Origin of the sequence: Psychrosphaera saromensis, assembly GCF_002954545.1 — a bacterium.
GTDB lineage: Bacteria > Pseudomonadota > Gammaproteobacteria > Enterobacterales > Alteromonadaceae > Psychrosphaera > Psychrosphaera saromensis.
On record NZ_MSCH01000003.1, the window covers coordinates 2742037 to 2754184 of the forward strand.

At 36.7% G+C, this 12148-nt stretch carries 11 protein-coding genes; 5 read left to right on the plus strand and 6 right to left on the minus strand.

Features of this window, described 5'->3' with window-relative positions:
• Positions 1–134: 134 nt before the first annotated feature.
• A complete protein-coding gene (gene asnS / locus BTO11_RS12450) occupies positions 135–1532 on the plus strand; it encodes an asparagine--tRNA ligase (protein ID WP_105052910.1) in 1398 nt (465 codons plus the stop codon).
• Positions 1533–1638: 106 nt separating this feature from the next.
• The gene (locus BTO11_RS12455; protein ID WP_105052911.1) at positions 1639–2067 is read left to right on the plus strand and encodes a DUF3010 family protein; all 429 of its coding nucleotides are present in this window, start codon (positions 1639–1641) and stop codon (positions 2065–2067) included.
• Between the two features lie 255 nt (positions 2068–2322).
• Here BTO11_RS12455 and BTO11_RS12460 read toward each other — a convergent pair whose 3' ends face one another.
• The 3 genes from BTO11_RS12460 to BTO11_RS12470 all read right to left on the minus strand — a co-directional run bounded on the left by BTO11_RS12460 (position 2323) and on the right by BTO11_RS12470 (position 5934).
• Positions 2323–3057 (minus strand): hypothetical protein, encoded by a 735-nt coding sequence (locus BTO11_RS12460; protein ID WP_105052912.1) that lies wholly within the window; start codon positions 3055–3057, stop codon positions 2323–2325.
• A gap of 190 nt (positions 3058–3247) precedes the next feature.
• Positions 3248–3763 (minus strand): RNA methyltransferase, encoded by a 516-nt coding sequence (locus tag BTO11_RS12465; protein WP_105052913.1) that lies wholly within the window; start codon positions 3761–3763, stop codon positions 3248–3250.
• A gap of 155 nt (positions 3764–3918) precedes the next feature.
• Entirely contained in the window at positions 3919–5934 is a 2016-nt protein-coding gene (locus tag BTO11_RS12470; RefSeq protein WP_105052914.1) for an NADPH-dependent 2,4-dienoyl-CoA reductase, read from the minus strand.
• Between the two features lie 171 nt (positions 5935–6105).
• Here BTO11_RS12470 and sppA point away from each other — a divergent pair, with 171 nt between their 5' ends.
• Positions 6106–7956 carry a signal peptide peptidase SppA gene (sppA, locus tag BTO11_RS12475; protein WP_244904492.1) on the plus strand — a complete coding sequence of 617 codons (1851 nt, stop codon included), beginning with the start codon at positions 6106–6108 and terminating at the stop codon, positions 7954–7956.
• Between the two features lie 143 nt (positions 7957–8099).
• A complete protein-coding gene (ansA, locus tag BTO11_RS12480; protein ID WP_105052916.1) occupies positions 8100–9134 on the plus strand; it encodes an asparaginase in 1035 nt (344 codons plus the stop codon).
• A 53-nt stretch (positions 9135–9187) separates the two neighbouring features.
• Here ansA and BTO11_RS12485 read toward each other — a convergent pair whose 3' ends face one another.
• On the minus strand, positions 9188–9439 hold the full coding sequence (locus BTO11_RS12485) for a hypothetical protein (RefSeq protein ID WP_181135899.1): 252 nt from the start codon (positions 9437–9439) through the stop codon (positions 9188–9190).
• 92 nt (positions 9440–9531) lie between these two features.
• On the opposite strand from BTO11_RS12485, the gene fabA reads away from it, so the two are divergent.
• Positions 9532–10047 carry a bifunctional 3-hydroxydecanoyl-ACP dehydratase/trans-2-decenoyl-ACP isomerase gene (fabA, locus tag BTO11_RS12490; protein WP_105052918.1) on the plus strand — a complete coding sequence of 172 codons (516 nt, stop codon included), beginning with the start codon at positions 9532–9534 and terminating at the stop codon, positions 10045–10047.
• A gap of 93 nt (positions 10048–10140) precedes the next feature.
• Here fabA and rmf read toward each other — a convergent pair whose 3' ends face one another.
• Positions 10141–10314 (minus strand): ribosome modulation factor, encoded by a 174-nt coding sequence (rmf, locus tag BTO11_RS12495; RefSeq protein ID WP_105052919.1) that lies wholly within the window; start codon positions 10312–10314, stop codon positions 10141–10143.
• A gap of 182 nt (positions 10315–10496) precedes the next feature.
• The gene (locus tag BTO11_RS12500; protein ID WP_181135900.1) at positions 10497–12146 is read right to left on the minus strand and encodes a DUF3466 family protein; all 1650 of its coding nucleotides are present in this window, start codon (positions 12144–12146) and stop codon (positions 10497–10499) included.
• Positions 12147–12148: the final 2 nt, after the last annotated feature.

A 12148-nucleotide genomic window follows, 5' to 3' on the forward strand; every position in this document is an offset into this window, starting at 1 on the left:
ATTTTGTTCAATTAAGCGTATTTTGTTTAATAACTTTAGCCTACACTCTATTAGTGCTTGTATCTAGCCCTCAAGCCAGTAATATTGCCAACATATATTTAAATTTTTAATACGATATTTAGACCGAAAAAAATATGGCTCATAATTCAGTAAAATCATTATTAGCTGGCGAATTTTCTGCCGGCGACACAGTAACCGTTAAAGGTTGGATCCGTACTAAGCGTGATTCAAAAGCTGGGATCTCATTTTTGGCCGTTCATGACGGTTCATGTTTTGACCCTATTCAAGCAGTTGCCCCTAATTCACTTCCAAATTACGAAGACATTACTAAGCTTACAACAAGCTGTTCTGTTGAAGTAACGGGTGAACTTGTGCAATCAGAAGGCCAAGGTCAAGCATTAGAAATTCAAGCAACTGACGTGAAAATTGTTGGTTGGGTTGAAAACCCTGATACTTATCCAATGTCAGCTAAGCGTCATTCAATTGAATACTTAAGAGAACATGCGCACTTACGCCCTCGTACCAATATTATTGGTGCGGTTGCTCGTGTACGTAACTGCCTAGCTCAAGCTATTCATCGTTTTTTCCATGAACAAGGTTATTACTGGATAAGTACTCCTATCATCACAGCATCTGACTGTGAAGGTGCTGGTGAAATGTTTAGAGTATCTACCTTAGACATGGTTAACACACCAATGAATGACAAAGGTGAAGTTGATTACAGCCAAGACTTTTTTGGTAAAGAAGCGTACTTAACGGTTTCTGGCCAATTAAATGGTGAAACTTACGCTTGTGCATTAAGCAAAATTTATACGTTCGGGCCTACTTTCCGTGCCGAAAATTCAAATACTAGCCGTCACTTAGCTGAATTCTGGATGATTGAACCAGAAGTTGCTTTTGCTGATCTAGCTGATATTGCTCAGTTATCTGAAGATTTATTAAAATACGTATTTAAAGCCGTACTAACTGAATTACCAGATGACATGAACTTTTTCGCACAACGTGTTGAAAAGACAGCAATCTCTCGTTTAGAGCAAGTAATTAATTCACCGTTTGTTCGTATGGACTACACTGATGCAATTGATATTTTGTTAAAATCAGGTAAAGAATTTGAATTCCCAGTTGCTTGGGGAATTGACTTATCTTCTGAACACGAACGTTATCTTGCAGAAGAACATGTTGGTGCGCCAATTATTATGCAAAATTATCCTCGTGATATTAAAGCATTCTACATGCGTCAAAACGACGATGGTAAAACCGTTGCAGCAATGGACGTACTTGCACCAGGTATTGGTGAAATCATTGGTGGTTCTCAACGTGAAGAAAGATTAGACGTATTTGATGCTCGTTTAGAAGAAATGGGATTAGATAAAGAAGATTACAGCTGGTACCGTGACTTACGTCGCTACGGCTCTGTTCCTCACGCTGGTTTTGGCTTAGGTTTTGAACGTTTGGTTGCTTATGTAACTGGTATGCAAAATGTTCGTGACGTTATCGCCTTCCCACGTGCACCAGGTACAGCAAACTACTAAAATAGTAGTTTTAGCTTAGAGATTAATAATTCAACCAGTTTTTAATTAAATTGGTATAGGGGCTAATTAAAGCCCCTTTTTAATGAAAAAGAACATGAGGTTTATCATGAAAATATTAGGTATAGAATTAAACGCAAAAGAAGCTGTATTGTGTTTAATGGCATCAGAGTCAGGATTATTTAACGTTATGGAATGTCGTACTCGCGGCATCGAATTACGTGATGCAGAAACAGCTGAAGGCGTTCGTGGCTTTCAATTTCAAATGATTAAATTGATTGACGATTACGCTATCGACAAGGTTGTGATCAAACAACGTCATGCTAAAGGTAAGTTTGCAGGCAGTACTAACAGCTTTAAAATGGAAGCGGCGATTCAATTAATCGACACAGTTTCTGTTGAAGTGATCCCAGCGACTGAGATTAAAGAAACGTTGAAGAAAAATCCATTGGATTACAACATGAAAGATTTGGAATTACGTAAATTCCAAGAAGACGCTTTTTATACTGCGTATACGTTTGCATTGCGTGATTTATAATACGCTTTAAATAAAATCGTATTCAATAAAAACCACTTATTTAAGTGGTTTTTTATTGTCTTATTTTTAATATCAGTCAAAAACTATACAATGAAAACACGAGCCCAATCCTTTAAAATTAGCGCCTGTAAGTCCAAATATTTATACATCATTACAAAAAGGGGATATTAGCTCTGAGTTTTTAGATGATTTAACTGAAATAGACAACAAAAAATACACTTTATAATAAATAATAGAAGGGGGAAACCCCTTCTATTAATGTCCTTTGTAATCGTCGTTTAGTATTTCATAAGCCGCATTTGAAGGGTTGTTAATGTTTCTTAGTGATATAGGAGTGTTATGATCTTGAACTGTTAGGTAATCATATCTTGGATGATTGGTTGAAAATTCAAACTCTAACGGATTATAAAATGTAGGCACTTTAATACCGATTAAACCCATTAAAAAAGCAACGGTCATTAATAATAAATATGGAATATTCATTACCATTTCATAAATTAGCAATAGCGGTTTTAATTGCAACACCGCTAAAATAATAGGCGTAATTCTTTCAAAAAAATTAGCCGTAAATCTATGTAATGGATATTTGCCGTCACGATCACCATAATTTGATTTTTCATCAAACTGAAAACGTAATTCTTTATTCCTATGTTTGACTAATAAATATTGTACAGGCCATTCTATAACGTAACGAGTAATTGGCTTTAAAAACTCTCTAATCAAAAAAATAGGAACAGCCCATGAAACGTATAAAATTAGAGTATCAGTATCTACAAAAATAGATTTAATGTAATTAACGTAATTCATGTAATACTTACTTTGCGAAGGCATATCATCTGCTTTAGTTACAAATATGATTAGTGCCCAAACTAAACCGTAAAATACAGGTAACACCACATTAAGTAATACAGAAAATTTTTTAAAATCAGCCTTCATGAATTCAAATAACCCTAACGGTTTCTTTGGTAATTCTGTTGTTTTATTTTCCATTTTATCCACTTATTCACACCAATCTTTAACTTTCTTTCCACAGTCATAAGCAACGGCAAGATCTGTTTTTAAAATATTTTCGATTAAACTTATAAACATCCCCAACTATGCGAAAATATTTAACTCAATATAATAAAAACATATAATGAATTTTTTCAACTTCACTGTAAATTAATTAAGTTAATAAAATCTATTTTACCTTCAGTCGATTATTTGCATCGCGGCTTTCACGAATAAGTTTGTCATTTTCAATATTCAAGCTCGACTTAGCGACTCTGTCGTATAACACCACATTAACAGACGCACCTAAATTCAAACTGCCATTGGTCGGCATAAAAACCACGTGATCCGCTTTATCGATAAGCTGCTGTTTTATTGAACCATCTTCTGGGCCAAATACATAAAATGCATTATCTGGATGTTGAAACTCAGGTAAAGGCGTTGCCCCTTCTACCAAGTCTACGCATATTAGAGGGACACCTTCTGGTTTCTCTGCTAAAAAATCTTCAACATGAACCATGCCTATCTCATTATTTATATTTTGAGTATCGGTAGTGAATTTTTTAGCGCGGTCATAACGATTACCGGTATAAAGGATCTCATTAGCACCAAAACAACCTGCGGCTCTAAGTACTGCGCCAACATTAGTTGGGCTTTTAGGATTGGTTAAACAAATTGTCACTTTATTAGTATTTGCAGATGTCATAGTTTGTTCTTTGTTTTTACGTTAAAGCAGTAAAAAGCCAAGCGGATGCTTGGCTTTCGAATATAGGTAATTTTTACATTATCGTCTGAGTATTGATAGCGGTAATTACATTTTATTATCGGATAAATAACAACTAAGTGACAATAGCCTAACGTTTAAATGATAGCCGCTAAGTCTGCCCCTTGGCGAATTGCACGTTTAGCATCAAGCTCTGCCGCTATACTTGCACCGCCAATTAAATGTACGGTCACGCCACTTTCTTTTAATTCATCATATAGTTTGCTGTTAGACGTTTGCCCTGCACACACAATGACATTGTCTACATCTAAGTATTGTTGTTTGCCATCAATAACCACTTCTAAGCCTTTATCTGACAAACTCTTATATTCGACTTTATTGATCATTTTCACGCCTGCACGTTTAAGCTCAGCTCTATGAACCCAACCGGATGTTTTACCTAAGCCTGCGCCTACTTTTGTGTCTTTACGTTGCATAAGATAAACAGTTTTATTTACTTTATCTTCTGTTATTGGTTTGACCGCGCCACGATTTTCATACGTTTTATCAACTCCCCAGTAATCTAACCAATGCTCTAAGTCTAAAGTATGAGACTCAGGCTGTACTAAACTACAAGCAACGTCAAAACCAATACCACCGGCACCAATAATGGCAACCTTATCACCTACTGGTTTTTTAAGTTTTAATACATCGATATACCCCAGTACTTTGTCTGAGTCGAACCCTGGCAAGTCAAGTGTTCTTGGTGTAATACCAGTGGCGACTATAACTTCATCGAAGCCCATGGCTTTTAAGCTTTCAACAGATTGGAATTGACCTAAATGAAGCGTTACATTTTCGTCTTTTAATTTATTTTCAAAATAACGAATGGTTTCATAAAACTCTTCTTTGCCCGGTATTGTTTTGGCAATATTAAACTGACCACCAATTTCATCCGCTGCATCAAACAAATGCACATCATGACCTTTTTCAGCGGCGTAACTTGAGAACGCCATGCCTGCAGGACCCGCTCCAATAACCGCTAGTTTTTTAGCTTTACTTGTGGTTTTAAATACTAATTCAGTTTCATAACACGCCACTGGATTAACTAGACAGGTTGCACGTTTACGAGCAAAAACATGATCTAAACAACCTTGGTTACAAGCAATACAAGTATTTATCTTGTCACTTTGATCCGCCGCCGCTTTGTTAACAAATTCCGCATCGGCTAATAATGGACGAGCCATAGAAACCATATCGGCTTGACCACTTGATAATATTTCTTCGGCTATTTCTGGTGTATTAATACGGTTAGTTGCAATAACTGGAATAGAAACTTCTTGTTTTACTCGTTCAGATATCCAAGTGAATGCTTTTCTTGGTACCGATGTCACTATGGTTGGAATTCTGGCTTCGTGCCAGCCAATACCTGTGTTTAATATAGTAACGCCAGCTTGTTCTAATAATTTAGCCAGTTGCACAACTTCTTCAAAAGTAGAACCATCATCAACAAGATCTAACATAGAGAGTCGGAAGATAATAATGAAATCCGTCCCTACTTTCTCTCTTGTTTGTTTTACAATCTCTAGTGCTAAGCGTGTTCTGTTTTCAAAACTTCCGCCCCACTGGTCTGTACGTTTATTGGTTTTTGGCGCTATGAATTGATTAATTAAATATCCTTCAGAACCCATGATCTCTACACCGTCATAACCGGCTTTTTGGGCTAAACCTGCACACTTAACAAAATCACGTATGGTTTTGTTTATGCCGCGTTCTGATAAGGCTTTAGGTTTAAACGGATTTATTGGCGCTTTTATCGCTGAACTGCTGACATTAAATGGATGATAAGCGTAACGACCTGTGTGTAAAATTTGTAAGCAAATCTTACTGTCATGTTTGTGGACAGCACTCGTAATGATTTTATGTTTTTTAACATGCCAAAAATGACTTAACTGGGAACCGAATGGCTCTACACGACCTGCAAAATTAGGTGCTATACCACCGGTGACCATAAGGCCAACACCACCTTTGGCTCGTTCCTCATAAAAAGCAGCTAATTTATTAAAGCCTTTTTTCTCTTCTTCTAAGCCTGTGTGCATTGACCCCATCAATACACGATTTGATAACTGAGTGAACCCTAAATCTAGTGGTTTTAATAAGTGCGGATAAGGCATAGTCGACCCTTTTGATTATTATTTTTTTAATTATTTTGTTACTCTAACCAACTACTGGTCGGACTTCAATTAAATAATTAGTTACAAAGCTGCTCTGGCAATATTGCCAAAATTATTTAACAATAAGTTTAATCCAAATTACAAACTTTAGAGAACAATATGGAAAATCAAGTGAAAAGAAATAACAACTGGATTAAGGATTTACTAAAGGCTTGTTGGGGCGTACTTAGTTTTACTCGTACAGCCACGTTAAATCTCTTATTTCTCATATTAACAATATTCATTTTGATGGCTATTTTAGCCGGTGGTGAGCCTCCGGTTGTGGTGGAAAATGATTCCATTTTAAAAATGAATCTATCTGGTGAAATTGTTGAAGAGAAAACCTTTGTAGACCCTTATAGTGAATTTATGGCCGATGCATTAGGCGATAGTGATTCAAGTCCAGAAATATTACTCACTGATATTCTTGCTACTTTAAAAGATGCGGCGGCTGACTCTAGAATTAAAGCATTAATAATTGATGTTCAAAACCTAAGAGGCGGTGGTTTAAGTAAGTTACAAGAAGTTGGTCAAGCACTCGACAAATTTAAACAAACAGGTAAACCTGTTTTAGTTTACGGTGATTACTTCTCTCAATCTCAATACTATATTGCAGCCCACGCTGATGAAGTAATTTTACATCCTATGGGTGCTGTCGCTATTGATGGTTTTGGCCGCTACCGTATGTACTTAAAATCAGCATTGGCAAAACTAAAAGTAAATACTCATATCTTTAGAGTTGGAACCTATAAATCAGCGGTTGAACCATTTTTACGTGATGACATGTCTGAGCCTGCAAAAATAGCTAATCAACAATGGTTAAACGACTTATGGTCTGATTATAAAACAGACGTAAGCAAAGCTAGAGGTTTTGACCTTACTAACTTTGATGAACAACTTGATGACTTGTTAGCTAAATTAAAAGACGTTAATGGCGACCTAGCCCAATTTGCCCTTAACAACTCTTGGGTTGATAAATTAATGACTCATCAAGAATTTGATTTATACATTGATGAACAGTGGTTAGGACAAAAATCGAAAACCATTACGTTAAGCGACTACTTAGCTGCAACTAAACAACCAGCTCTTGACCTTAGTGGTGATAAAGTTGGGATAGTGATTGCTAAAGGTACTATCTACAATGGCAGTCGTACACCGGGTGAAATTGGTGGTGATTCAACAGCTAAATTACTGAAACAAGCTCGTGAAGATGATGAAATAAAAGCAATTGTTTTACGTGTAGACAGCCCAGGAGGTAGTGCATTTGCTTCTGAGGTTATTCGTAATGAAATAGAAGCGATAAGACAAAGCGGTAAGCCTATTATTGTTTCTATGAGCTCTATGGCAGCCTCTGGTGGATATTGGATATCTGCATCAACTGATGAGATTTGGGCATCCCCTACTACTATCACAGGTTCAATTGGTATTTTCGGTATGTTAACCACATTTGAAGATTCTCTAGCAGAGTTTGGCATTAAGACAGATGGGGTTGGCACAACTGAAATGGCTGGCTTTTCGGTAACTCGTTCTCTTAACCCTGTTATGGGCGAAGTTATTCAAACCTCTGTTGAGCATGGTTACGACCAATTCATTGGTTTAGTGGCAAAAGAAAGAGACATGACAAAAGCCGAAGTTGATAGCATTGCACAAGGTCGTGTTTGGTCTGGTAAAAAAGCACTTGAATTAGGTCTAGTAGACAAATTAGGTTCTTATCAAGATGCAATTGACTCTGCTGCAACTCATGCAGACTTAACCGATTACCAAGTTAAGGTTATAAAGAAGAAGCTGTCACCTTATGAAGCATTTATGAATGACTTGTTTACAAGCTACGCAGTAAATTATGCTCCTAAAGTTACAACGACACATAACAGTAGCAGCATGATGAGTGTTATTAATCGGATCATGAAAGAGACTCAAACCTGGACTGAATTGAATGACCCTGTTGGCATGTACTTATATTGTTACGAATGTGATGTGAACTAAACAAGATTAAACCATACCAAAGTATGATTTAGCTCAATTCAAGCTTGGTTTACAGCAAATTTGAAACTAGAATACGCCCACTTATCCAGTGGGCTTATTTTTTTCTACCGATTTCTGTCCGCTTACTAACATCGAGACTTCCCATGACTTCAGACAAAAAACGCATTTATATCGCTTACACTGGCGGTACAATTGGTATGAAAAAATCGCCTAATGGCTATATTCCTGTCGAGGGTTATATCACAGACGTATTAAATTCAATGACAGAATTGAATCGCCCTGAAATGCCTGAATTTACTATTTCTGAATTTTCTCCTGTACTAGATTCCAGTAACATGGCACCTAACGACTGGCAAAATATTGCTAATGACATCCATAAAAACTACCACGACTATGATGGATTTGTAGTATTACATGGCACTGACACTATGGCCTATACAGCTTCAGCCTTGTCATTTATGTTAGATAATTTAGATAAACCCGTTATTGTCACTGGTAGTCAAATACCTCTATCTGAAATTCGTTCTGACGGATTGCACAACTTACTGAACGCTTTATATATCGCAGCTAACTACCCTATCAGCGAAGTAAGTTTATTTTTTAATAATCGTTTATACCGTGGTAACCGAGCAACAAAAGCCGATGCTGATGGTTTTAATGCTTTTGACAGTCCTAACTTTCCGCCATTGATTAATGCGGGTATTCAAATAGATTTGAATTCAACCGCCCTAAACGCTAATAAAGCATTTAAAAACATTACCAATAGCTTTAACGTTATCAATATAAAAGATCAGCCAATTGGCGTTGTCAGCTTATATCCAGGTATTTCACACTTGGTTATTAAAAATATTTTAGCTCAACCGGTAAATGCATTAATCATTCAAAGCTATGGTGTTGGTAATGCGCCAGAAAACAAGGCTTTGTTGAATGAAATCAAAAATGCCAACGAACGAGGTATCTTAGTGGTTAATAGAACGCAATGTCATCGTGGTAGTGTTGATATGGCGGGTTATGCAACAGGAAAGGCATTACAAGAAGCGGGTGTACTTTCTGCTTACGACATGACGCTAGAAGCTTGTCTAACTAAAATACATCATTTGTTAAGCCAAGATCTTCCATTTAACACAGTCAGAGAGTTATTTAGCCAAAGTCTCAAAGGTGAAATGACCATTAGTTAATATTTATATAAGCTTCGTCGCATGGCTTTTTAAATAAAGGCCATGACGATTTCTTATTTCTTATTTCTTACAAGCCAAGCGTTTAATTGTTTTACTTGCCCACATTTTTGCGCTGCATACGTTAACCGAATAGCATTACTTAAAATAGTACTGTCATCCCAATCGGTTAATTCACGAATTTCGTTCAAACACTGCTGAGCTTCTTGAGTTAAATAGCCTCGAACTTCTTTTTTTCCAAGCAACTCTTTCTTATCTCGATAGCGTTTTTGCTTCTCAGCGTTGGTTAATGCTATTTTTTTGTCCATAATCTCAAATAATTAACTGTTCGGAGTTGTTTAGCGTACAAGTGTACGCTAAATTAGCGACCTAATTTCTTGGAACTAGTATAAGTTTATTTATGCCACAAAAAAACAGCTTTGATAAAAACGATTTAATTGCATGTGGAAACGGCGAGTTATTTGGTGAAGGTAACGCACGTTTACCATCAGATAATATGTTAATGATGGACCGTGTTATTAAGATCACCGAAGAAGGTGGGAAATATGGAAAAGGCGAAATTATCGCTGAATTAGATATTACTCCTGATTTATGGTTTTTCGACTGCCACTTTAAGGGTGATCCAGTAATGCCTGGATGTTTGGGACTTGATGCTATGTGGCAGCTTATTGGCTTCTTCCTAGGTTGGGCCGGTGGTCCAGGTAAAGGGCGAGCGCTAGGTGTTGGTGAAGTTAAATTCACAGGACAAGTACTGCCTACGGCTAAAAAAGTGACTTACCGTATCGACTTAAAACGTGTTATTAAACGTAAGTTATTTATGGGGCTTGGTGATGGCGTTGTTGAAGTAGATGGTAAAAAAATCTATGAAGCAAATGATCTGAAAGTTGGATTGTTTACTGATACCTCTTCATTCTAGCTTGAGTCATATTTATAAAGCTCAATGAATGAAAAGCGAATGAAAAACAAAAAAGCCCGTTTAATTACGGGCTTTTACGTTAATGAATACGAATTACTTAAATAATCCGTCGTTCTTATCTCCAATGGCCTCTCGCCATCCTCCTAACCACTGCGACTTACTTCCACTTTGCTGATATGGGCATGTCTCTCGGGAGCGTCCTGTAATACCAGCTTTATAACCCTGTGAATGTGCTCTATCTAACCGATCACGTTTCTGTCTTTTCATTGGCAGTTCCTTAATATTTTTATTTTTGGAATTTGTTTGAAAATGCGCATTGCCTTTAAAAGCAAAGCACAGCTATATGAATAGCCAAAAATTAATATTTGTTCAATGACTTTTTTGAAGGTTTTATGACAGAAAAAAGTAAGCCCATGAATGTCATGGGCTTTTTTATATAGAATGGTTAGTTATATAGATTTGCGTCTAATATACAAAAGAGTGCTTAAGAAAATAAGTAACATAGGCGTACTAGACAAGCCTTTGCGTTCATATTTATCGGCCTCATCTTCACTACAAGTCTCTATCTCACCTGATATTGGTGACAACAGAACTGAAACTGCTACTTGTTCCATATAAGCTTCTCCTGCTGAGTCATACAGAAAGTTACCTAGAGAGTCACGATATTCAACTAATTTTAATGCAGTGGCCGCTATTTGATTATTATTGTTAATATCTTTCATTTCAACAATTTCAAACTCAGAGTTACATCCAATTAAATCATTGATATCAAACAATTCTTTGGTATTAATATCATAAATAAAACCATGCTTTCTACGCACTGTATCGGTTGTTACTTCATATTCAGCTTCTCCAACAACTTTACCTAAGTCATTAATTGCATTCGCTGAACTTTCCGCTGTCGTATAAAAGGTCGTTGGAATTTGTAGTTCATCATTTAGAATGTCATAAACGAAAAATTCATCGTTATATGTACCATCGTAATAAGTTTGCACCTTGCCAACAACAATATTAGAACTATTAATATCAGTGGCATAGCCTGCATCATACAAATCGTTATCAATAAGACTTTCAGTACCATCGGGACCAAACAATAGAGGTTGAGTTCTAATGTTTTCATCACTGTTTGGTATTTGACCGTAACCAACACCGACACCATCATCATTAACTGCTGTAATAATAGCTGTGTAAGTCCCAGTTTGAGTCTCAGTTGGAGTAAAAGCTAGTCCAAATTCGGTACTAGATAAAACCTCTCCAAAGTCATCAACTTGCCAAATATAAGGACGTTTTGTATATATCTCTCCACTGAGTTGTGTAGTCCAAACACATACTAAAAGCGGTGAACTCTCGTTCGTACAATCTGTTTCAATACTTGTTTGTGCAGCCTCTACCAGTGCAATAGAAGAGTAACCCGCAACATAACCAGAATCACTAATGTCAACCGCAGAGGTTACACCGCCATATTCGCTGAACGCTGGTTCAATATTTGTACCAACTCCATTTACATAAACAACTGCACGAGTTTTATAGTCACGTTGCCAAAACCTTACATCTGTTGATATATTATCGTCACTTGTATAAGTGAAGTCGACTGGAATGAAAGGCGCTGAGGCTGTACCTACCGCAATATTAGTAGCGTTTATTGCTTTTAGTTCTTCAAGATTACTATGGGTGTAATCACCTAACTCTGAATCTTCAACATCCGTTAAAATCGCTAAACTAGTATCACTACCTGAACTAATAAATGATTTAGAGCTCCCTACTTTCTGGTAAAGAGGGTTTCCACTATATTCAGCTAATTCGTTCCCTAAACATTTTGTAGAGCTAGCATCAAAAATCCCGGATGCTAATTCGCTATCGGATAAACCGCAACTTGTTTTATAAGCATCTAAATATGATTCTAAATAAAATGGGAAATTGAAAGTATCACGAGTAATGCCGACCACAGTACCTGAGTCATTCAACCCCATAGAAAAGTGTTGTTTATACTTATCCAAAGGTGCAATTTCTTTGATCTCATATTGCGCGGCAAAGGCTTGACCCGATTGAGCTATAAATGCTGTTGCCAGCACTGACTTAATAAACAGTTTTGTGTTCAAAA

Coding starts and splice junctions, on each gene's coding strand:
- asnS (WP_105052910.1), top strand. CDS start 135: ATGGCTCATAATTCAGTAAAATCATTATTAGCTGGCGAATTTTCTGCC.
- BTO11_RS12455 (WP_105052911.1), top strand. CDS start 1,639: ATGAAAATATTAGGTATAGAATTAAACGCAAAAGAAGCTGTATTGTGT.
- BTO11_RS12460 (WP_105052912.1), bottom strand. CDS start 3,057: ATGGAAAATAAAACAACAGAATTACCAAAGAAACCGTTAGGGTTATTT.
- BTO11_RS12465 (WP_105052913.1), bottom strand. CDS start 3,763: ATGACATCTGCAAATACTAATAAAGTGACAATTTGTTTAACCAATCCT.
- BTO11_RS12470 (WP_105052914.1), bottom strand. CDS start 5,934: ATGCCTTATCCGCACTTATTAAAACCACTAGATTTAGGGTTCACTCAG.
- ansA (WP_105052916.1), top strand. CDS start 8,100: ATGACTTCAGACAAAAAACGCATTTATATCGCTTACACTGGCGGTACA.
- BTO11_RS12485 (WP_181135899.1), bottom strand. CDS start 9,439: ATGGACAAAAAAATAGCATTAACCAACGCTGAGAAGCAAAAACGCTAT.
- fabA (WP_105052918.1), top strand. CDS start 9,532: ATGCCACAAAAAAACAGCTTTGATAAAAACGATTTAATTGCATGTGGA.
- rmf (WP_105052919.1), bottom strand. CDS start 10,314: ATGAAAAGACAGAAACGTGATCGGTTAGATAGAGCACATTCACAGGGT.